Annotated in this window: 17 protein-coding genes and 1 tRNA gene; 9 read left to right on the plus strand and 9 right to left on the minus strand. The window is 70.7% G+C overall.

The features are described 5' to 3' along the window. Position 1: 1 nt before the first annotated feature. The 6 genes from QHF84_RS11385 to QHF84_RS11410 all read right to left on the minus strand — a co-directional run bounded on the left by QHF84_RS11385 (position 2) and on the right by QHF84_RS11410 (position 7015). Complete coding sequence (locus QHF84_RS11385; RefSeq protein WP_281313263.1) at positions 2-934, minus strand: ABC transporter ATP-binding protein; 933 nt, start codon at positions 932-934, stop codon at positions 2-4. Continuing rightward, the gene (gene sppA, locus QHF84_RS11390; RefSeq protein ID WP_281313264.1) at positions 931-3408 is read right to left on the minus strand and encodes a signal peptide peptidase SppA; all 2478 of its coding nucleotides are present in this window, start codon (positions 3406-3408) and stop codon (positions 931-933) included. Before sppA ends, QHF84_RS11385 begins: the two co-directional genes overlap by 4 nt. Then, positions 3405-3950, minus strand: coding sequence for a DUF2505 domain-containing protein (locus tag QHF84_RS11395; protein ID WP_281313265.1), 546 nt, complete (start codon positions 3948-3950; stop codon positions 3405-3407). Before QHF84_RS11395 ends, sppA begins: the two co-directional genes overlap by 4 nt. Positions 3951-3998: 48 nt before the next feature. Further along, the gene (locus QHF84_RS11400) at positions 3999-5126 is read right to left on the minus strand and encodes a UTP--glucose-1-phosphate uridylyltransferase (RefSeq protein ID WP_281313266.1); all 1128 of its coding nucleotides are present in this window, start codon (positions 5124-5126) and stop codon (positions 3999-4001) included. 297 nt (positions 5127-5423) lie between these two features. Next, on the minus strand, positions 5424-6149 hold the full coding sequence (locus tag QHF84_RS11405; protein ID WP_281313267.1) for a CPBP family intramembrane glutamic endopeptidase: 726 nt from the start codon (positions 6147-6149) through the stop codon (positions 5424-5426). After that, complete coding sequence (locus QHF84_RS11410) at positions 6149-7015, minus strand: decaprenyl-phosphate phosphoribosyltransferase (protein ID WP_281313268.1); 867 nt, start codon at positions 7013-7015, stop codon at positions 6149-6151. The genes QHF84_RS11405 and QHF84_RS11410 overlap by 1 nt, the downstream gene beginning before the upstream one ends. 372 nt (positions 7016-7387) lie before the next feature. Between QHF84_RS11410 and QHF84_RS11415 the strand changes: the two genes are divergently transcribed. Genes QHF84_RS11415 through QHF84_RS11425 form a run of 3 tightly spaced genes read left to right on the plus strand, consistent with a single transcriptional unit; the run spans position 7388 to position 11726 of the window. Then, positions 7388-8353 carry a MoxR family ATPase gene (locus QHF84_RS11415; RefSeq protein ID WP_281313269.1) on the plus strand — a complete coding sequence of 322 codons (966 nt, stop codon included), beginning with the start codon at positions 7388-7390 and terminating at the stop codon, positions 8351-8353. An 11-nt stretch (positions 8354-8364) separates the two neighbouring features. Beyond that, positions 8365-9558: a DUF58 domain-containing protein gene (locus tag QHF84_RS11420; protein ID WP_281313270.1), complete on the plus strand. Its 1194-nt coding sequence runs from the start codon at positions 8365-8367 to the stop codon at positions 9556-9558. Continuing rightward, positions 9555-11726 (plus strand): DUF3488 and transglutaminase-like domain-containing protein, encoded by a 2172-nt coding sequence (locus tag QHF84_RS11425; RefSeq protein WP_281313271.1) that lies wholly within the window; start codon positions 9555-9557, stop codon positions 11724-11726. Before QHF84_RS11420 ends, QHF84_RS11425 begins: the two co-directional genes overlap by 4 nt. Before the next feature lie 13 nt (positions 11727-11739). Here QHF84_RS11425 and QHF84_RS11430 read toward each other — a convergent pair whose 3' ends face one another. Continuing rightward, positions 11740-13650, minus strand: a complete 1911-nt coding sequence (locus QHF84_RS11430; protein ID WP_281313272.1) for a hypothetical protein — start codon at positions 13648-13650, stop codon at positions 11740-11742. A 146-nt stretch (positions 13651-13796) separates the two neighbouring features. Here QHF84_RS11430 and QHF84_RS11435 point away from each other — a divergent pair, with 146 nt between their 5' ends. Genes QHF84_RS11435 through QHF84_RS11450 form a run of 4 tightly spaced genes read left to right on the plus strand, consistent with a single transcriptional unit; the run spans position 13797 to position 18514 of the window. Further along, entirely contained in the window at positions 13797-15182 is a 1386-nt protein-coding gene (locus tag QHF84_RS11435) for a DUF4388 domain-containing protein (protein ID WP_281313273.1), read from the plus strand. 22 nt (positions 15183-15204) lie between these two features. Then, positions 15205-15645: a chemotaxis protein CheW gene (locus QHF84_RS11440; RefSeq protein WP_281313274.1), complete on the plus strand. Its 441-nt coding sequence runs from the start codon at positions 15205-15207 to the stop codon at positions 15643-15645. Then, positions 15642-16466 (plus strand): hypothetical protein, encoded by an 825-nt coding sequence (locus QHF84_RS11445; protein ID WP_281313275.1) that lies wholly within the window; start codon positions 15642-15644, stop codon positions 16464-16466. Before QHF84_RS11440 ends, QHF84_RS11445 begins: the two co-directional genes overlap by 4 nt. Then, a complete protein-coding gene (locus tag QHF84_RS11450; protein WP_281313276.1) occupies positions 16463-18514 on the plus strand; it encodes an ATP-binding protein in 2052 nt (683 codons plus the stop codon). The genes QHF84_RS11445 and QHF84_RS11450 overlap by 4 nt, the downstream gene beginning before the upstream one ends. 29 nt (positions 18515-18543) lie before the next feature. On the opposite strand, the gene QHF84_RS11455 is transcribed toward QHF84_RS11450, so the two are convergent. Both QHF84_RS11455 and QHF84_RS11460 read right to left on the minus strand, forming a co-directional pair. Next, positions 18544-18633: transfer RNA gene (locus tag QHF84_RS11455), tRNA-Ser, on the minus strand. A 163-nt stretch (positions 18634-18796) separates the two neighbouring features. Then, a complete protein-coding gene (locus QHF84_RS11460) occupies positions 18797-19057 on the minus strand; it encodes a MarR family transcriptional regulator (RefSeq protein ID WP_281313277.1) in 261 nt (86 codons plus the stop codon). 329 nt (positions 19058-19386) lie between these two features. On the opposite strand from QHF84_RS11460, the gene QHF84_RS11465 reads away from it, so the two are divergent. Both QHF84_RS11465 and QHF84_RS11470 read left to right on the plus strand, forming a co-directional pair. Further along, positions 19387-20736: an NAD(P)/FAD-dependent oxidoreductase gene (locus QHF84_RS11465; RefSeq protein ID WP_281313278.1), complete on the plus strand. Its 1350-nt coding sequence runs from the start codon at positions 19387-19389 to the stop codon at positions 20734-20736. Between the two features lie 368 nt (positions 20737-21104). Then, a partial coding sequence (locus QHF84_RS11470) for a thrombospondin type 3 repeat-containing protein (RefSeq protein WP_281313279.1) occupies positions 21105-21950 on the plus strand: 846 nt, incomplete at its 3' end.

Consider the following 21950-nt stretch of genomic DNA (forward strand, 5'->3'; position numbering starts at 1 on the left):
CTTACCCCACGATCGGAAACATCTCCACGAGCGGCGCCCGCGCCTTGCTCGCCGCCGCGACGATGTCTTTCGTCGAGGCATCGGGGGAAAGCCGTACGCTCATCCGTAATGGCCCCCCGGTGACCTCGATTCCGCGCGCCAGCAATTCCTCACGGAAAGGCCCGGGGTTCTTGCGGATCGTGACGCCATAGACGCGGACGCCCGCGAACAACGCCTCGGGCGCGCCTTCGAGCACGAGCGCGCCGCCCGCGAAGACGAGGACGTCGGTGGCCCCGCGCGCGAGGTCGCCCTCCGGCGTGCCCGGCTCGAGGCGCTCGGCCGAGAGAATGGCGCGGCGGCCGTCGGTCGCACGCGCGAGGGCGTTCATGACGAACCCGGCCGCCGGGCCGTCGAGGCCCGCGAGCGGCGCTTCGAGGACGAGGACCGCAGGATCGGCGACGAGCGCATGCGCGAGGACGAGCGCGCGGCGCGGTGGGAGCTCGAGCGATTCGACCGGGCGGCGAAGGAAGGAGGAGAGGCCGACACGTTCGAGCGCGGAGGCCGCGAGATCACGCGCCGCGCGGGGAGAGAAACCGGCGAGGCGCGCGCTCCACGTGACGTAGTCGTGCGCGATCGTGCCCTTGGGCAAGGGCGGGTCGAGCGGGGCGATGCCCGCGACGTCGAGGTGCGCACGCGTGGCGACGTCGAGGCCAGCGACATGCAAGGTGCCCGCGGTGAGCGAAGCTTCGCCCGGCATGGCCGCGTCGTCGTGCGAGGGCGCGCGCGAGCGGAGCGGGACGGCCGTGAGCGCGGCGAAGAGCGCCTCGGCCTCGCCGGTGCAGAGGACACGATCGCCGCGCGCGCGGACCGTGAGCTTGTCGATCGCGACGACGTCGTCGATCGTGATGCGAGCGTCCTCGGCGTGGAGAACGGGCGGAGGCGCGGCGTCGGTCACTGTAGCTCGTCGTCCACGGTCGCCGGAGCGCCGCCGAAGGAGACGTCGCCGACGAGGTCGAGGCGCGCGAGCGGCTTCGTACCGTCGTAGACCATGAACGGCGCGAGGCCCCGCGCGAGGTCGAGCAAGGCCGGAGGGATGACGATCGGCACGGCGCCCGCTTGCGGGAAGACCGAGGCGATGCCGGCGAGCTTGGCGAGCGCGATGATGATGTTGTCGTCGTCCTCGGGGAACTCGACGAGCGGCGCGTCATGCGGGAGATCGGCGCGGGTGCGGACGTCGTCGAGCGCTTCGCGCAGGCCGCCGATGTGATCGACGAGCTTGCGTTCGAGCGCCTGCTGCCCGGTCCAGACGCGGCCGCGCGCGACGGCGTCGACGTCCTCGGGCTTCATTTTGCGGCCCTCGGCGACACGCGCGATGAAGAGGTCGTAGAACTGTTTGACCTTCACGCCGAGCTCGATGCGCTCTTCCTCGGTGAAGGGTCGATAGAGGCTCTCGGCGTCCGCGCGCGGGGCCGAGCGGAATTGTTCGAGGCCGACGCCGAGCTTGCCGAGGAGGCCGACGAGGTCGACCTTGCCGTAGAAGATGCCGATCGAGCCGGTGATCGTGGCGCGGTTCGCGTAGATGGGGCCTCCCGCGACCGACGCATAGTAGCCGCCGCTCGCCGCGGCCGTGCCCATGGAGACGACGAACGGCTTGGCCTTCGCGGTGAGGATCGCTTCGCGAAGAATGACGTCGGCCGCGAGGGAAGAGCCGCCGCCGGTCTCGATGCGGAAGACGACGGCCTTGACGCTCGCATCCTCACGCGCGCGCTTGAGGGCCTTCGCGATGGTGTACGAGCCGGCGAGGCGAATGCCGACGAGCGGAATCGTCTGGCTCTCGCCGTCGATCATGTCGCCCGAGAGGTAGACGATCGCGATCTTCGAAGGCGTGCCCCACCAGGTGGGCGCGTTCGAGGGCGCCGCGTCGTCGACGATGCGCGCGCGACCGCCCATCATCTCCTCGACGACCTCGTCGATCTCATCGTCGTACGCGAGAACGTCGACGAGGCCGCCGCTACGCGCCTCGGGCGCGATGAAGGGGCCCTTCGCGATCGTCTTGCGGAGCGTGGAGGCCGGCATCCTCCGGCCGCCGCCGACGTCGTGCATGTAGATGCCTTCGAGCTGCATCAAGAGGTCGACGTGGTCCTTGCGCCCGATCTCGGAAGACTCTTTGAACGCGTACTGCTCGGCCGCGAGCTTGTGCTCGGCGACGCGGACGAAGTCGGCGCGGACGCCGAGTTTGTCGAGGACACCGCCGTAATACATGTACTGCGAGGAGAGGCCCGCGAAGCGAAGGCCGCCGGCCGGGTTCATGGCGATACGATCGGCCTGCGAGCAGACGTGGAGGGAGCGGCCGCCCGCGTCTTCGAGATGGCAAAGGACCTTCTTGCCGCTCGCGCGGAGCATGCGGACCGCGTCGCCGACCTCCTCGGCATGCGCGAGCGAGCTCGCGGGCTCGGCGCGGAGCTGGAGGATGACGCCGTCGACGTTGCGATCCTCGGCGAGCCGCCAGAGGCGCCGCAGGAGCTGGACGTGGTTGCGGACGCCGGGCGTGGAGTCGAGGCGGATGCGCGCGACACGCTTGAGCGAGGGCAAGCCGGGCTCGCGGAAGGTGCGCAGCGCGGCGGTCGCGTAGTAGCCGACGTCGCCGCCGCCGAAGATGGCGCCGCCGCCGGCCTGGAGCATCGCGAGGTTCACGTCGAGGCCGACCATCGCCATGACGTCGGGGCTCGCGGCGAGGTCACGCACGGAGACTTCGCCGCGCAGGCGGCCGACGTGCGGGACGTCGAGACCAAGCGTGGCGCGCGGCGTGACGTCGCCGGTGCGCTCGTGGATCGAGGCTTCGAGGCCGAGCTCGGCATAACGGCGGCCCCAGAAGGGCCGGAACGCGAAGCCCACGTCGTAGCGACGATCGGCGTTCGTGGTCCAGTCGCGCGCGACGGCGGCAGCCGAGAGCCAGGTGAACGGGCGGATCGTGAGGCCGGTCGTCACGCCGAACTTCTCGTCGAGGTCACGCCGCTCGGCGTAGGACCAGCCGAACGTGGTGCCGATCGAGAACGTGTCGCTGATGTTCGTCGCGAGCGCCCAGCGCAGCCATCGTTGCGAGGCCGACGCGCCGACGGGCGTGCCGACGTCGAGCAAATCGACGCGCAGGCCCGTGGACAAACCGAGGAGCGGCAGGCCGAGATCGAAGGCATGCCCGTTCGTCGTGCCCGCGCCCGCGCCGGCTTGCGCCATGGTCCAGCGCAGCTCCGTGCCGGGCAAAAACCCGAGGTTCGCCGGGTTGTACGCGATGCTCGACGCATCGTCGCCGGCCGCGACGGGGCGGCCCGGCGCGGGGACGTACGCGCTCTGGGCGTGGAGCGGCGCAGCGGACGAGGTGAGCGCGGCGAGGGCGAGGCCCCCGAGGGCCAGGGCGGAGAGCTTCTTCATAAGGTCGAGAGGCGGCGCAACGTCTCGGCCTCGGCGTCGTAGATCTTGCGGATCTCGACCAAGGCCATACGGCCGGCGAGCGACGAGAGTACGCCAGCCTTGATCTCGATGTCGCCCTCGACGGTTCTTCGCGCGCGTCCCTCGGGCGCCGCTTCGAGGCGGAAGGTGCCCGAAGCGCTGAAATACTTGCGGAATTGCTCGCGCGGGAAGACGGACCAGGAGGCCGCGTGATCCGCGAGCCGATAGATGCTGCGCTCTTCCCAGGAGAGGGCCTCGCGCGCGATGTCGTAGCCGCGGAACATGGCGAGCGGCGCGTTCGCCTGGAACCGAAGGACGCGGCGCAATTCGCCGTTCGCGATCTCGTGCTCGATCACCTCGACCGAGGCGACGCTCGTGCTGGCGAGGAAGGGGGCCATCATCAAGCCGATGTCGGGCGAGAGGACGGCGAGCTCCAGGGCATCGAGGGGGACGTCGAACTCGTGCGTGATCTCGAAGTGCAAATCCGTGGCTCCCTTGCGCGATCCGTTGGACGACTCCCCCACCCCCATCCCCTCTCCCTCTCGAGAGAGGGGGCAAGAGCCGTTTTACATCTACACGAGGATCCCTCGAGCCCGGAGCGCTTGCTCGATCTCGGGCCTGCGGCGCTCGAGCTCGGGCACGTCCTTCACGGGCAAGAAGCGCGACGCGGCGCCATCACGCGGGACGCGGAGGAACTGCGGATCGAGCGCCGTCGTGATCTCGTTGACGATGCGCTCGAACTGGACCGCCTTCGCCTCGCCGACCTTCTTGTCGACCTCGACGTACGTCCACTTCATGTCGAGCGAGGCGAGCGCCTCGGCGGAGACAAGGAACGTGTTCGTGCTGAAGACGGGCATCTGCGCCGGATCGAAGCCGATCGGCAGGCGCATCTCCTCGGCGATGATCTTCCTGCCATTCCAGCGGATCGGGCCGCCGCCCTTGTCGCTGCCGACCTTGTTCACGACCTCGACGGTCAGCGGGCCGCCGTGCGCGAGGTGGAAGCCAAGGATCGCCGGATCGACGGTGGCGCCGAGGTTGTCGAGGTTCGCGATCCACACGGTCTTGCCACCTCGTTGGATGAACCGATCGAGAAGTCCGCTCGCGCGGAGCGCGTCGGGCAGGTCGCCGTGGCCGGTGGCGTAGACGCTCGGCTCGCCGTGTTCGTCCCGGAAGATCTTTCCCTCGTGCGTGAGGCGCAGCGAGACGAATTGCTCGAACGTGGCGACGTCGCCCGCGTCGAGGCGAGCGCCGAGCGCTTCGCGGATCGGGCCCTCGGTGGCCTCGCTCGTCATGAGCCAGAGCGGGCAGGTCGCGCCTGTTTTATGCGCGAGGGCATCCATCTCCGCGAGGCGGAGATCGAGGAATGTTTTTCCAGGCAGGGCCTCGACGAGCGCCTTGACGACGCCGCCCATACGCGTCGCCATGCCGCCCGCGAGCACACAAAGCGCGACCTCGCCCCGCGCGAGCGCCTCGCGGCCGAGCGCCTCGAAGCGCGCGTACTCGGGGCTGCCCGGCGCGGGTGCGTCGACGACGTCCCCTTCGGCGGGCGGGAGCACTTCGCCGGCGAAACGATTTCGTTTGTCGCGATCGTGGCCGATCGTGGCGGCCCAGGCGGCAAGACGGTCGGGATCGAAGCCCCGCGCCCGGAGGCGAGCGAGCAGGGCCGGCGGGAGAGCGGCGATCTCGTCGACGAGGGTCACATCAGCGGAGAAAGCACGGCGCTGGTGTCGAGGCAACCAGTTGTGGCCTCTGCTACCCGTCAGGGTTTTGCGTGGCGCGTCGGGGTGACTCCCAACGGCCTGGAATCCATACGTATTGGACGCCGTCGTCGTGCCAAGCGCCCGGGATCCACATCATGCCTGGCGCCGGCGGCGCGGTCTTGACCTCCGGCAGGGGCGGAGGCGCGTCGGATCCCCGCGCCGGGGTCTCCGGTGTGCCGGCGACACACGCCGCGAGGAGAAGGCTCGAGAGCAGGGCGAGCGAGCGGGCTGTTCGATTCATCCGTGAAGCACCATCGCCCACACGTCGTAGAGGGCGTGCGTCCAGACCGCAGGCGCGAAGCCGCGGAACACGTAGATCGCCGTGAGGACCAGGCCGCAGACGGCGCGGAAGACGAATGATTGGACGTCAAACGAGTCGCCGAGCGCCCCCACGTAGTGCCAGGCCGAGAACGCGACGGCCGCGACGCCGGCCCAGAGGAGCGTGAGCACGAGGCGGCGGATCCCGGGGCCGAAGATGGCCTTCACGACGAGCGCGCCGAGGCCGAAGATCCCGGCGCGGAAGGCGATCTCCTCGTAGAAGCCGGCGCCCATCGACATGACGACGCCCGAGAAGACGCCACGCGTCTCGACGCTGGGCGCGAGCGTGAGCGATCCGACGACGTACGAGGCGGCGAACCGCATGAGGATCGCGTAGAGCGTGCCCTCGAGGGCGATGAGCGCGAAGCGCTTGCCTTCGAGCGCGCGCTTCTGCCCCGTGGCGGCGAGGACCACGACGAACGCGATGCCGATCAAGACCGTGAGCCCCGCGTACGTGGGCAGGCTGTTTTTCGCGAGGGCCGAGAGCTCGGCCGTGACGGGATCGGCGGCGTTCCGAACGGGGAGAAAGACGACGCCGAGGTGGTAGAGGAGAAAGATGGGGAGCGTCAGGCCGAGGTCGGTCCAGGCGTCGCTTTTCTCCGGGACTTTGCCCGGTTCTTCCTTCGCCTTCGCCTCGTCCGCCATCAGGAGGGCCTCAACCGGTAGACGATGAACACGACCTCTGCGACCCAGATCATGATGTTCATCATGAACGGGACGTCACGCAGGATCTCCTGCGTCGGGCTCTCGGCCTTGGGGCGGCTCACGACGAGCTGGAGGAAGCGGACGACGCCGAAAAGCGGGTGAATCGTGGTCGCCCAGAGCCAGGGGTTCTCGAAGAAGCGCTGGGTGTCGTGGTCGAGCGTGTACGCGAGGTACGTCGCGATCGTGGCGATGCCCGTGGCCGCGAGCGCGAAGGTGAGCGCGCGCGGCGAATAGGCCTCGAGCGCGGCGCGCTGCTTGCCGGCGTTCGCCGCGGAGGCGAGCTCGTGGCGGCGCTTGCCGAAGCCGAGGAAGAGCGCGAGGAGCGCCGTGCACGCGACCATGAAGCCGGAGATCGGCGTGTTCGTCGCGAAGCCGCCGGCGAGGACGCGCAGGACGAACCCGAGGGCGATGAGGCCGACGTCGACGTACGCGATCTTCTTCAGGCCGAAGGAGTAAGCGACGTTCTGCGCGAAGTACGCGACCGCGACGATGAAGAACTTGATCGGCCCGAGGAGCGCGCCGCCGAGCGCGGTGAGGACGAGCGCGACCGCCATGGTCTTGGCGAGCGGGACCGGGACCTGGCCACTCGCGATCGGGCGGAAGCGCTTCACCGGATGCACCCGGTCCGCCTTCGCGTCCACGATGTCGTTCATCGTGTAGACCGCGCCGGCGAGGAGGCAAAACACGCCGAACGCGCCGATCGCGCTCTTGATGATCGACGGGTGCGTGAGGTGCTTGGCGAAGACGACCGGCGCCAGGACGAAGAGGTTCTTCACCCACTGGCTCGGCCGAACCGTGCGGATCATCCCGCGGATCCGCCAGAAGACGCTGCCCTCTTTCGAAGGCGGGAGGAGCGGCGTCGGCTCGGAAGGCGGCGCGCTCGTTCCCGGTAACGGAAGGGCAGCGCCGCCCGGAGACGGGGTCAAAGCGAGCCCGTCGGCCTCCGTGGAGGAGGCGTTTCGACGCTCGTCGTCATCGTTCGAAGGGGCCCGAGAAGGACCGGGGACGGCCACGACGGCGGAGCATACATGCGGCCCGGGGGTCGGGCCACACGCCTCGCCGAAAGGAAGGGCGGCAGGGCCCGAGAGGCGGGAAGGACCGGCGGCACGGTACCCCACGCTTCAGAAATCAGGAGGTTACCCGAGGCGCCTCCGATGATCGTGCTAGCATCAGCCCCAATGACGTCGGCGCTCTCGATCGCGCGGGAAACGACGCCCGTGCTCCAGGAGCTCCGCTCCGCGGTGGAGCAGGCCCTCGAAGGAAAGCCCGAAGCCGTGGAGCTCGCTCTCATCGCGCTGCTCGGGCGCGGCCATGTGCTGATCGAGGACGTGCCCGGCGTCGGCAAGACGACGCTGGCGCGCGCCCTCGCGAAGGCCGTCGGCGGCGAGCTTCGGCGCGTGCAGTTCACGAGCGACCTCCTGCCGAGCGACGTGCTCGGCGTGAGCGTCTTCGATCAGCGCACCGGGCAGTTCGTCTTCCGACAAGGGCCGATCTTCGCGAACATCCTGCTCGCCGACGAGATCAACCGCGCGAGCCCCCGGACGCAGTCGGCGATGCTCGAAGCGATGAACGAAGGGCAGGTGTCGGTCGACGGCGTGACGACGCCGCTGCCCGACCCGTTCTTCGTGCTCGCCACGCAAAACCCGCAGGACTTCGCAGGCACGTTCCCGCTGCCGGAGTCGCAGCTCGACCGGTTCATGGTGCGCATCCGGCTCGGCTATCCGCCGCCGCACGTGGAGATGCGCCTGCTCTTGCAGGGCGGCGACGGCGACCGGATCAAGTCCGTGCCGCAGGTGCTCGAGCCTTCGGCGCTCGTCGCGCTCCAGCGTGAGGTGGATCGGGTGGAGCTCGACGCGTCGCTCGCGACGTACCTGCAAGCCGTGCTGTCGGCGACGCGCGCGAGCCCGACGCTCTCGCTCGGCGCCTCGCCCCGCGCCGGGATGAACCTCGCCCGCGCCGCGCGGAGCCGCGCTGTCTTGCACGGGCGAACCTACTGCATCGCCGACGACATCCACGACCTCGCGGTGCCCGTGCTGGCGCACCGGATCCGCCTCGCCGCGCACGCCGAGGGCTACATGCCGAGCCGCGACGAGTGCGAGAACGCGGTGCGGGACATCGTCGCGCGGGTGCCGGTCCCGCTCTGAGCGAGGCGCGCATGGTGGCGGACCGGAGGCAGGCCGAGTCGCTCGCCGTTCGAGGCGACAAACCGCCTCGGGACAGCCGCGTCACGCGGCCGGAAGCGACGCCGCTGCCCGTGCCGAACCCGCTCACGCCGCTGCCCGGCGCCCCGGCGTCGCCGCGTCCGGACAGCGCGATCACGCGGTTCTTCCGCTCGTTCTTCAGCTTCAAGATGCCGCGGCGGCTGAAGTTCACCCGCGAAGGAAAATACTTCGTGGGCATCACGCTCGGCGTGGGCTTCGCGGCGATCAACACGGGCAACAACCTCCTCTACCTGCTGCTCGGCATGCTGCTCTCGCTGATGGTCGTGTCGAGCGTGATGAGCGAGCTGTCGCTGCGGACGCTGACGGTGACGCGCAGGCTGCCGACGCGGGCGCAGGTGGGGCGGGCGCACCTCGTGGAGATCGAGGTCTACAACCACAAGAAGCGCATCCCCTCGTACGCGATCGAGGTCGAGGATCTGCGCGCCGGGCAGCCCGCGGACAAACGCTGCTTCTTCCTGAAGATCAGCCCGTCGAGCGCGCAGGTGGCCGCCTACCGGCGCACGCCCGCGCGCCGCGGCCGCGACAGGCACACGGGCTTCCGCATCGCGACACGTTTTCCTTTCGGGCTGTTCGAGAAGTCGCGCGAGGTCATGGCGGACGGCGAGCTCGTGATTTATCCGGCCGTCGATCCGGTGCGTCTGCCGCCCGAGGATCGGGGCCGCGCGCTCGGCGGCGTGGGCACCGCGGGGCGCGGTACGAGCGACGAGACGTACGCGCTCCGGCCGATGCGCGAGGGCGACGATCCGCGCGACATCTACTGGCGGAAGAGCGCGATCACGAGCCAGATGGTCTTGCGCGAGCGGGCGCGCGAGACGCGGCCCGACGTGCGGCTCGTGATCGACGTGGTGCGGCCGAAGGGCGCGGGCGACGCGTTCGCGCAGCAGTTCGAGAAGCGCATCCGCGAGGTGGCCTCGCGCGCCGTGGCCCACATCAAGCGCGGCGACGGCGTGGTCGTCGCGACGAACCTCGGCGAGGAGGCGCGCGGCGACAGGAACATCGGCTCCGATCGGATCCTCCGGTTCCTCGCGCTGCTCGACGCGGTCGACGAGGATCGGGTGCAGGAGATCCAGGAGCGCCGCGGGCTCTCGCGGGGTGGTCCTCTGCGGACGAACGGGGGGAACGCATGAGGTTCGGGCTCGTTCACCGGGTGATGACCGACGCGCTCGCGGTGCTCGGCATCCTCGCGCTCCTCGCGAGCGGGCAGTTCGGGCCCTGGGTGAGCGGCTCGCTCATCGGCGGGCTCGTCATCGCGCTTTTGATCCGCGACGTCTGGGAGAAGTACCCGGCGCTCAAGCACTTCGACGCGATCACGCTGATCGGCGTGCTCGCGCTGCAGATCGGGCGGCTGCTCTTCGACGCGAACGCGAACGTGCTCGACGTGGTGATCGAGTTCGCCGCGGCGCTGCAGATCATCCGGCTCGCGACGCGCAAGGGCGCGGCGCACGACCAGCAGGTGATCGTCCTCGCGCTCCTGCACTTGATCTCGGGCACGGTGCTCGGCGGAGGCCTCGGCTACGGGCTCTGTTTCCTCGGCGTGATCATCGTGGCGCCGGGCGCGCTCGTGCTCAGCCACCTCAGGCGCGAGGTCGAAGGCAACTACCGGCAAGGCGCGCGGGATCGCACGGGCCTGCCGGTCGACGTGCCGCGCATCCTGCGCTCGCGCCGCGTCGTGGGTCGCACGTTCCTCGGCGTGACGTGCCTGCTCTCGGTGCCGATCTTCGTCTTCACGGCGCTGCTCTTCGTGCTCTTCCCGCGCGTCGGGCTCTCGCTCCTGCTCCTGAACCGCGGGCACTCGGGCCGCGTGATCGGGTTCTCGGGCCGCGTCGACCTCGGCGAGGTGGGCGTCCTGCGCAGCGACCCGACGCTCGTGATGCGCATCGAGATGCCGAACCTGCCCGATCCGCCGCCCGCGCGGATCCCGCTGCACCTGCGCGGCGCTGCGCTCGACGCGTACGACGGGCGCACGTGGACGCAGAGCGAGTCGTGGAAACGCGCGACGGAGAACGAGGCGGGGATCATCCCGATCGACGATCACTGGCCCGATTCCGCGCTCGATCCGGTGATGCGGATCGACCTCGAGCCGATCGACCCGCCCGTGGTGTTCCTGCCGCCGTATGCCTCGGGCCTGCGCCTGCGGACGCGCGCGACGGTGGCGCCCGAGCCGCAGGCGATGGCCTTCAAGGGCCCCGAGGGCGAGCTCCGCTACCAGCCCATCGACGACCGCGGCATCAAGTACGACGTCTTCCTCTCGCGCAAGAAGACGCCCTCGTTCCGCAAGCTCCCGAGCGGCGAGCGCTGGAAGTACCTCACGCTGCCGCGGAACATGTCGGACCGGATCCGCGACCTCGCCGCGAACTGGACGAAGGACGCGAAGACCCCGCTCGACCGGGCCCGCTCGATCGAGAATCATTTGAGGACCGAGTATCGGTACGACCTCGCCTCGCCGTCGGGCAAGGATCCGCAGCCGCTCGATCACTTCCTGTTCGAGTCGAAGCGCGGGCACTGCGAGTTCTACTCGACCGCGATGGCCATCATGCTGCGCACGCTCGACGTGCCGACGCGCAACGTGACGGGCTTCGTGGGCGGCAGCTACAACCGCTTCGGCCGGTTCTACGCCGTGCGCCAGGGCGACGCGCACTCGTGGGTCGAGGCGTGGATCGACGAGTACGGCTGGCTGACCTTCGACCCGACCCCGCCCGCCGACGCCGCGCCGAAGAGCGAGATCGTGGGCGTGTGGGCCTACCTGCGCGATCTCATCGAGGCGACGAGCCAGCGCTGGGATCGGCACGTGGTGAGCTACGACCTGAGCCAGCAGGTGGGGCTCTTGAACAGCCTCACCTCGCGGTATCGGCGTGGCGGATCGAAGAGCACGGGTGGGCCGCGGGGTCGCGCGGGGCTTTTGGTCGTGGCGGCGATCGTCGCGACGGCCGGCGGCGCGGCGCTGTGGCTGCGGCGGAAGAAGCAACGCGCGGCCGCGGCCTCGCGCGCGGCGGATCCTCGCTCGGCGAGCGCGGTGGTCGCGACGTCGCTCTACGAGTCGCTCGACGCGGCGATGGGCGCGCGCGGCGTGGGCCGTTCGCCGAGCGTGCCGCCGCTCCGGCATGCGCAGGCGCTCGTGTCGATGTCGCATCCGCTGGCGGAGGAGGTCCTGGAGCTCACCGAGATCTACCTCGCGGCGCGGTTCGGAGGCGTGGCGATCTCGGACGAGGATCGGCGGAGCTTCGAGCGGCGCGTGAAGGCGATCCGTCAGCCGGAACGGCCGAGCCAGCAGGCGATGACGTTGCCTGCGTCGTGAGCCGATCGCGTCGTCACGGCGCGCGTGACGCCGACGGACCCGGGCGGCGCGGCGCGCGCGCGTTGGCGGCGACCATCATCGCCTTCGCCAGGATCACGTGCTTGACCGAAGCACCCGTCAGGCCCACCTCGCCGGGCGCGAGACGACCGACCTGATCGAGAAACGCCTGCGCCGCGTCGTGCTCGCCGAGGAGCGAGAGCACCGCGCTCTGATCACGGAGCGTCCCTGCAACCACCGTCGACGTCGCCGTGTCCGGCACGATCGGCGCGGCGATCGCCGCCATCACGCGCTGGATCGGCTGGAGCGACGCCGTGGTCGAGAGCTTGCGATCCGAAGGCCCGAGCGGCTGCGGCGCATACTCCAGCCAGCATCCGTCGACCGTCAGGTGCGAGACGAGCCGCCGCGGCCAGCTCCGCTCGATCTCCGCGTGCAGCGGTCGCACGTCGGCGAGCTTCGACAGCGCGTACTCGCTCGGCTGCCCCGAGATCGCGTAATCGCGCAGGAGCGGCTCGATCTCCGGCTCCACCGCGAGCAAGCTGAGCGCCACGCGCCCGCGGTGCAGCAGGCGCTCCGGCACAATGAGCACGTCGGGCCGCTCGCCGCGCAGCAGCCGCGCCGCCCACAGGCGGAACGCGAGCGCCGGCGAGCGCACGAGGATCGCCGAGCTCGGCTCGAGCCTGCCGAGCGCGCCGTCCGTCCACTCCTCGGCCGCGAGCTGCTTGCCACGATCCGCGACGTATCCCGCCTCCTCCGAGGAGAGCGCGACGAGCGTCACGTGAAAGACCACGACGAGCACCGCGCCGCTCTTCGCCATCGGCAGGCGCAGCTCGAGCAGCTTCTGCGTCACCCAGCAGACGCCGAGCGCCGAGCACACGGCGAGCGCGGCCACGGCGAGCGCACGGACTGGCGTCATCGGATCCGCGTAGAGCGCGGCGAACGCGCGCGCCGGGATCAAGGTGTCGAACGCGACGAACGCGACGAGCGGCGCGACGAACCCACGCGCGCCGGGCGCGAGCAGCGAGACCACCGCGCCGCCGAGCGCGATGAGCAAGGACGCCACGCCCACTTCACGCGCCCACGCCGCGAGGCTCGAGAGCCGCGGCCCGGCAACGTCAAAACCCGTCAGATCCGCGGCCGAGAGCGCGCGGCCGACGTCGGCGAACGCCCGCGGCGCGAGCGGCCGGACGGCGAGCGGCACGAGCAAGAGCAGCGCGACGGCCGCCATCGACGCAAGCGAGACGGCCACGAGCTTGCGCGACGGGATCGGCGACGGCGTGATCCCCGGCGCCTTGCCGAACGGCAGCCGCTCGGCGATCGGCGTCGCGAGCACCGCGAAGACCGCCGCGAACGCAGCCGGCGGGCTCTCCGCGAGCGTCGCCCCGGCGAGCGCGCCAAGAAGCGCCGCACCACGCATCGCATCCGCGCCTTTCGCCCGGAGCACCGAGGTCCCCGCGAGCAGCGTCCCGAGCGCGAGCGCGACGGCGATCATCGCGCCTCCGCCCACCGTCGCCTCGCGTTGCCACACCGGCGAGAGCGCGGCCGTCAGCGTCCCGAGCGCCGCGAGCCCCGAGGCCAGCGTCGGCCCGGCGCCGAGCGCCCGCAAGAGCCGCCGCCCGAGGCCGAAGAGCAGGATCGACGCGACCGCGAGCGCGAGCGCCCCGCCGAGCGCGGCGCGGAAGGTCCGTGGCCCGAGCGGCAAGAGGCCAAGCGCCTGCGTGAGCGGCGTCGACGCGCCGCCTCCGACGCCCACCGCGAGCAGACCGAGGTCGCGCAGCGCTGGTAAATCGTCTCTCCACTGCCCGCTGCCTGCGGCCCGCGTGAGCGCGAGCCCGAACGGCAGCGCCACGGCCACGAAGCGCAGGGCGCGCTCATGCCATGCGAGGCGGGTCTCGGCGGGCGCGGGGGACGATCGAGGGATCGGCACGGCCGTCTCGTGCCAAAGACCACCGGAGACGGCCAAGTTTCGGGCCGACGCGCCCCGCCTCGCCCGACCGCTGGGCGGAGCGGTACGATTTACGGTTTTTCGCTGCGCGAATCTACGGCGGCCCGAGTTAGGCTTGCGCCGCCCACATGGCAAGCGCGGCGCGTGTCCTGGTCATCGACGACAGCCCGACCATCCTGAAGGTCGTCAGCGCCATCCTGGCCCGCAACGGCTACGAGCCCACCACCGCCCGCGACGGAGCGGCCGGGCTCGAGCTCATCCGCAAAGGCCCGAAGTTCGACCTCGTCTTGCTCGACTTCGTGATGCCGCGGATGAACGGCTACCAGTTCTGCCGCGAGCTTCGCTCGGACGCCACGCACCGCACCTTGCCGGTCGTGCTGATGAGCGCGAAGGGCGACAAGATCCGCGGCACCTTCGTCCAGCAGACGGGCGCCGTCGACGCAATTACAAAACCCTTCGATGCGCGCGCGCTCGTCACCGTGGTCGAGGGCGCGCTCGCGAAGACCGCGGAAGGCCGCTCGCCGCGCCCCGTCCCCGAGGGCCAGAAGATGCCCGACGAGGAGTCGCTGCCGGCCGAGAGCATGCGCCCGAGCATGCACATCCGGCACGCGCGGCAGCGGGCCAGCGTCGAGTTCGCGCAGCAGGTCGCGAACGCCGTCGTGCCCGCGATCCTCGCCATCTCGCCGCAGGACCGCGCGAGCGAGGCCGCCGTCATGGCCGCCGTCGCGCGCGCCATGACGCCCGACGTCCTCGCCTCGCTCTCGCTCACGGTGAAGGACCTCGACCCGGGCGACGGCGTCCGCGAGGCGATGAGCGGTGACCTCTCGGTCGTGGCGCTCGCCGAGATCCTCCAGGTGCTCGGCATGCAGCGCCAGACGGGCGTCCTGCACGTCACGAACAACCGCACGTCGATCACCATCTCCATGCGGCAGGGGCAGATCGACTTCGTGCAGTCGCGCGGCGCGACCGAAGAGTACCGCCTCGGCCGTTACTTCCTGGAGAAGGGCGCGCTCTCGCGCGACCAGCTCGATGCGCTCCTCGCCGAGCTCCGCGGCTCGAACAAGCTGCTCGGCGAAGAGGTCGTGGCGCGCGGCATCGTCACGCGCGAGGAGCTCGTCGACATCCTGACCAAGCAATCGAGCGAGCTCATCTACGACATGCTGCGCTGGCCGTACGGGCGTTTCTCCTTCACCAAGGAGCCGTTCCGCCCCGAGGCTGACATGGCGAAGCTCACCCTCGGCGTGAGCGCGCTCGTGCTCGAAGGCTTCCGCCGCGTCGACGAGTGGCGTCTCATGGAGGGCACGATCCACTTCGATCAGGTGCTCGTCATCGATCAGTTTGCGCTCGAAGGACTCTCGCCCGGCCAGCTCGCGCGGCCCGAGCGGCTCGTGCTCGACGCGGTGAACGGGCAGCGCACGGTGAGCGAGGTCGTCAAGGAGAGCACCGTCGGCTCCTTCGACGCGGTGAAGATCATCTACCAGTTCTTGCAATCGCGCGTCCTTCGCACGAGGTAGACGCGCGACGAGGGAGAGGCGTGTGCGACGCGGAGGCGTGCTCGTGAGGGTCTCGGTCGCGAAGGACGGGCGCTTCGTACTCGTCCCGGCGGAGGTCGTGCGCGGCGTCTTCGTGCTCCCCTCGATCACGCCTGTCGAAGGCCTGCGCAAGCCCGCCGCGGGCGTCGCGCTCGCGAACGGCGAGGTCGTCACGGTCCTCTGCCTCGACGAAGAAGGGCTCTCGCCGTCGTCGCAGAACGAACGCACCACGGCCGTTCTTTGCGACCTCGGCGGCGAGCCCGTTGCCATCGTGGGACGCGCCATCGAGTCGTCGGGGCTCTACGAAGAAGCACGCGCCGGGTTCGTTCGTGCAGGCGAGACGGACGCCGCGATCCTCGACGTCGCGGCCCTCCGTCGCGAGGCCGAGGAGGCGATCTGGACGGCGCGCACCGCGGTGCTGCGCTCGCCGGAGGCCACGTCGTGAGCGCGCCGCGCAGGCGCAGGTGGATCGACGTGCTCCGGCGCGCGGCCGAGCCCGCGAGCGCGGCCGAGACGCCGGCGGACATCGATACCGCGCTCTGGTCGGCGCACGGCGAGGCGCAACGCGCGGTGAGCGAAGCCGCCGACGGCGCGCCGCGCCTGATGGAAACCGTCACGCGGCAACGCGCCTCGATCGAGGGCGTCTCCGAGCGCGCCGGCGCGATGGCCGCGCATGCCGAAGGCCTCACGCTCGCGGCCACGCGCGTCGCGGACCTCTTCGAACGCCTCAGCGTGGTCGCGCTCAACGCGGGCCTCGAAGGCGCGCGCAACCCCGAGCCACAAGGCAAGGCGCTGCTCCTGCTCTCCGAAGAGATCCGCACGCACACCACGCGCGGCGCCGATGCCACGCGCGACCTCGTCGCGGTCGTCGAGGAGATGGCCGCCGAGACGAGCCTCATCCGCGGCGAGCTCGCGAACGTCCTCATGGCCGCGGACGAGACCGGCGGATCCGCGCGCGCGCTCGGCGATGCGGCGGGACGCGCGGGCCTCGCGCTCGCCGACGTCGAGCGTCACCTGCGCCGCGCCACGGGCATCGATCCCGAGGTCGCGCGTGCCGTCGCGCTCGCGGCCGAACATGCGCGCGGCTTGCTCTCCGCCCTCTCCACGCTCCGCGCCACGACCCCTGCGCGCCCACTTTTGCTCGGCGCGCTTCGCCCCGTGCTCGCGCCTCTCTCGCGCCTGCTCGGCGAGCTCGGGGACGAAGGTCGTACAGGAGAAGCCTCGCCCGGATCGCCCCAGGGCGACGACGGTGGGGCCTCGCCGTGACGGCGGATCGCGAGCTCACCCGCCTCCTCCTCGAAGAGATCCAGCGCCACGCGCCTGCGCTCGAAGAAGGCGCGCTCGACGACGCCACGCGCCGCGCGATTCACGCGCTGAAAGGCTCGGCTGGCGTCGCCGGCGAGCGCGCGCTCTTCGAGTCCCTCGCGCGGATCGAGCGACGCCTCGTCGACGGCGACGCGACGGCCCTCGGCGATGCGCGCGCCGTCCTCTCCATCGCCGCCGAGGCCCTCACCGCGGGCCGCCCCATCCCGGCGCCCGCCTGGCCCGAGCCTCCGTGGGACCTGCGCGGCCGCCCCGCGCCGCCCGAAAAACGCGCGCGTTACGCCGCGGAGATGTCCGATCGCCTCGCGCGTGTCGACGAGCTGCTCGCGGGTGATCTCCCCGAGCCGCGCCTCATCGCCGGCATCTTCCGCGAGGTGCACGCCATGAAGGCCGCCGCGCTCGCGGCCGGCGACGACGCCACCGCGTGGTTCTGCCACGGCCTCGAAGATCGCGCGCGCGACGCGAGCCGCAGCGACGTCGAGGCGCGGCGGGCCATCGCCGAGATCGCGCGCTGGCGAGGCCTGCTCGGCGAGCTCGTCGCCGCGCCCGATCGTGCCGTCGAGGTCCTCCGCCGCCTCGCGTACGGCGCTCGTTCGAGCACGCAGCCCCCGCCCTCCTTCAGCGCCGCCGAGCAGCCCCCGCACAGCACCCCCGAGCCCTCGCTCGATCCTCACGCTGCGCGCTTCTCCGGCGAGACGCTCCGCGTCTCCACCGCCGCTCTCGATCGCCTCCTCGATCGTGTCCGCTCCCTCGAGCACGCCGAATCCGCCATCGCTGCGGCCGGCCGCGAGCTCGGCGTCCTCGCCACCCGCGCGCGTCGTGTCCGCAGCTCGCTCGCGGAGCCCCGCGGCCCGCACGACGTCCTCCCGCGCCGCGAAAAACGCCTCCGCAAGGCCACCGCCGCCGTCGCGGCCCTCTCCGAGGCCCTCGACGCCGAGGCCGCCACGCTCCTCGGCATCGCCGAACGCTCCCGCTTCGAGGCGGCCTCTGCACACGCCGACATCGCGCTCATGCGCACCACGCCCGTCGCGACCCTCTTCGATCGTGTCGTCTCTGCGGCGAGCGCGCAGGCGCGCAGGCTCGGTCGTGACGTCCGCCTCGTCGCGCGCGGCGGCGAGACCCTCATCGATCGCCGCGTCGCCGAGGGCCTCTTCGACCCGCTCCTGCAGCTCGTCCAGAACTCCATCGTCCACGGCATCGAGCCCGAGCTCACGCGCGCGCACCACGGAAAACCTCTCGCCGGCCGCGTCGAGATCTCCGCCGAGCAACGAGGCGCCTCGCTCCGCATCGTCGTGCGCGATGACGGCTCCGGCGTCGACATCGAGCGCGTCCGCTCGCGCGCCGTCTCGCGTGGCGCCATCGCCTCGGCGCGCGCGGCCGTGGCCGATCACAAAGCGCTCCTCGGCCTCCTCTTCGTCCCGGGCTTCACCTTGCGCGAGAACGTCGACCTCCTCGCGGGCCGTGGCCTCGGCCTTGGCCTCGTGCGTGAGTCCGTGCGCCGCCTCGGCGGCACCGTGCGCCTCGCGAGCCGCCCTTCCGAGGGCCTCACCGCCACCCTCGACGTCCCGCTCGAACGTGGCCTCGTGCGTGTCCTCTGGGTCCGCGCGGGCGAGGCCGTCTATGCGATCCCTGCGCGCCTCGTCCGCCGCATCGCCTTCGGCGCCGACCTCCCGAACACGCTCGCTTTTCCCCTCGCGGCCTGCGTGCGTGGCCTCGGCGCGCTCGAGACTGGCGAAGCGCTCGGCCCCGACGATGGACCTTCGTACCTCCTCGAGCTCGATCCGGGCCGCGAGGACGAGCCTTCGTTTTTCCTCTCGGTCACGTCCGTCGGCGAGATCGAGGACGCCTCGCTGCATCCTGCGCCGCCGCTCGTGGCGCTCGCGGGCCCGTACAACGGCGCGATCGTGCGTGGCGACGCCGTGCGCTTGTGCCTCGACGTCCACGCGCTCGCGGAGCTCGTCTACCTGGTCCAGGGACGGCGCGCGCCCTGACGCGCTCTTCGTTCCTGTTCGTTCGTGGCTGGCGGAGAGAGAGGGATTCGAACCCTCGGATCAGTTTCCCGATCGCACGCTTAGCAAGCGTGTGCCTTAAGCCACTCGGCCATCTCTCCAGCCTCCAGACGACGTGCCCATGGGCCGCGACCACTTGGTCGGACGGCCCTGGGCGCGCGCCCAAAGCGCCACCGAGGTAGCACGGCTCCTCGTCCCGAGCCAACCCCAAACGGGCAGGGCCCTGCGTTTCTCGGTGCTTTTTGTTCCGGCTGGGGCTCCTGGTCAGCGTGTGGCCTTCGACGCCCGGCCGCGGAGGATCAACGCGAGGAGCGACTTGACGTCGCGGTGCGCCTCGATCGGGTGCCGCAGCGGCTTGTCCGGATGCACCTCGTACAGGTTCCGCCGCCCCACGCGTGATCGCGTCACGAACCCCTCCCCTTCCAGGTCCGTCACGATCCTCTGCACCGCGCGCTCCGTGATCCCCACCCGCTCGGCCATGTCGCGCAGCCGCACCTCGGGATCCTCGGCCAGGCAGAACAGCACGTGCGCGTGGTTCGTCAGGAACGTCCACCCCGCCGCCTCTTTGGACGGCGCCGCGCGACGCGAAGGCCGCGCTCTGGCCGCGCTCCCCGATACGCGACGTTCGTTTCGTGTTTTCTTGATCATGCACGACCGGCGCTCGCGATCGGGCGCAGCGCCCCCCGAACGTGAAAGGGTAAGTCATGAATCGGGACGACGCCCATCACCTCCGCGCGTGGCGCGTACCCTCTCGCCTCGGCTTGTCCCCTTCCCTACGGACTCGTCGAAAAGACTTTCGTTCGGCGGCGCGCCCGGGGTCTACTCGAACCCGGGGGCCGCCTGGGAGGTGCTGCATGGCCGATCGCAAGGACATGCCTCATGTGGTGATCGTCGGGGGAGGATTCGGCGGGCTCAACGCCGCCATGTCGCTCGCGGGCGCGCCCGTCCGGGTCACGCTCGTCGACCGCACGAACCACCACCTCTTCCAGCCTTTGCTCTACCAGGTCGCGACCGCGGGCCTCTCGCCGGCCGACATCGCGGTCCCCATCCGCTCCGTCTTCTCCCGTCAGCGGAACGTACGCGTCCTGCTCGCCGAGGCCACAGGCGCAGACCTCCCGGGCAAGCGGCTCCTGCTCGACAAGGGCGAGCTCCGCTACGATTACCTCGTCCTCGCCGTCGGCGCGACGCACAACTTCTTTGGCCACGACGAGTGGGGCACGCACGCGCTCGGCTTGAAGACCCTCGACGAGGCGCTCCGCATTCGCGAGCGCATGCTCCTCGCCTTCGAGGGCGCCGAGCGCACGACCGACCCCGAGGCGCGCAAACGCCTTTTGACCTTCGTCGTCATTGGAGGCGGCCCCACCGGCGTCGAAATGGCCGGCGCCTTCTCCGAGCTCGCGAGGCACGTCCTCTCCAAGGATTTTCGCGCCATCGACCCCTCCCAGGCCCGCGTCGTCCTCGTCGAGGCTGGCCCGCGCATTCTCGCGGCGTTCCCCGAGGACCTCGGAAAACGCGCCGAGGCCCAGCTCGCCTCGCTCGGCGTCACCGTCGAAAAGGGCCGACCGGTCGCGCGTATCGATGACAATGGCATTGCGTTCGGCGACGGCGAGCGCATCGACGCGGCCACCGTCGTCTGGGCTGCGGGGGTTCGCGGCACCAAGCTCTCGCGCGCGCTCGGCGCCGAGCTCGATCGCGGCGGCCGCGTCAAGGTCGGCGCGGATTGCTCCGTCCCGGGTCACCCCGAGGTCTTTGCGATCGGCGACATGGCTGCTTGTCGCGACAAGAACGGCGTCGACGTCCCCGGCCTCTGCCCTGCGGCCATTCAGCAGGGCCAGTACGTCGCGCGCACCATTCGCGCCGAACTCCGGGGAAAACCGCGCGAGCCCTTTGCCTACCTCGACAAGGGCACGATGGCCACGGTCGGCCGCAAGCGCGCCATTGCGATGATGGGAAAGCTCGAGCTCGCGGGCTTCCTCGCCTGGCTCGCGTGGATGGCCGTCCACGTCTTCTTCCTGATCGGCTTCAAGAACCGCTTCCTCGTCATGTTCAACTGGATCTGGCAATACTTCACGTGGAAGCGCGGCGCGCGGCTCATCACCACGCATACGGGCGTCGAGCCAAAACTCTTGCTCGCCGCCGCGCCCGACGGACCTGTGCCTTCCTTGCGCGCGGCCACCTCTTCCTCCTCCACGCCCGCCTCCTGAATGCATCGTCCTGGGCGGAGCACGAGGCTCCCCTCCTTTCGCGCCGCCGCCAGGTCTCCAGGTCTCCTCGTCGCCTGGATATTCGCCGTAATGACGCGGCCTTGCTCAGCGTGGAATCGGCTTGAAAGCCAAGCTTCCCCGGCTAGATAGTATCGGTATGAATTGACGCGGGGGCAGGTGGCCCGATGCGTCGCGGACGCGCGTGCGCCGCGAACATGCGCACGACGTGGCCGAGCCTCCATCGATGAACCGAGCCGCCGCGCGAGCTTCCGCGTCGCTCACGCTCGTGCATGAAAGCGCGCCGTCATGCACGGCGCGAATCCGTCCCGCCCATGGCAATCGTACCACGGAAGCGAGGTATACTTTCCATGAATCGAAGGAATGGCTTCAATTACGCGACGGCGCTCGTCTCGGCGGTGATCCTCGCTGGCTGCATGAATTTCGGCCGCGGCGAGGACGTGGAGACTTCCCGGGACAACCTGATCGCGCCGCCCGTGACCTGCCCGGATCGCGATTTCGATGGAATCTGCGACGACGTCGACAACTGCCCCGACGACGAAAATCCGGGCCAGAAGGACAGCGACGGCAATGGCATCGGCGACGTCTGCGATTGTCCGGACATCGACGCCGACTTCATCTGCGACCCCGTGGACAACTGCCCCGGCTGGAAAAACCCCGATCAGAAGGACACCGACGGCGACGGCGTCGGCGACGCTTGCGACTCGAATTGTCCCGACATCGACGGCGACAAGATCTGCAATGAGGACGACAACTGCCCGGCGTGGGGCAACGCCGACCAGAAGGACACCGACGGCGACGGCATTGGCGACGCCTGTGAATGCGCCGACGCCGACAAGGACACGATCTGCGACCCGGACGACAACTGCCCCCACCACGCGAATCTGGGCCAGGAAGACGTGGACAAGGACGGCCTCGGCGACGCCTGTGACGCTTGCGCCGACGTGGACGGCGATTCCCTCTGCGACTTCCAGGACAACTGCCCGGGCGTCTACAACCCCGGTCAAATCGACGGCGATGGCGACGGCCTCGGCGACGCCTGCGACGAGCCCCCGCCGCCGCCGCCGCCTCCGCCTCCGCCGCCGCCGCCGCCGCCGCCTCCGCCCCCGCCCCCGCCTCCGCCCCCGCCGCCCCCGCCTCCTTGCTCGGACGTGGACGCCGACGGCATCTGCGACCTCGACGACGTTTGCCCGGAG

The organism is Polyangium sp. y55x31 (genome assembly GCF_029946505.1).
Taxonomy (GTDB): Bacteria; Myxococcota_A; Polyangia; order Polyangiales; family Polyangiaceae; genus Polyangium.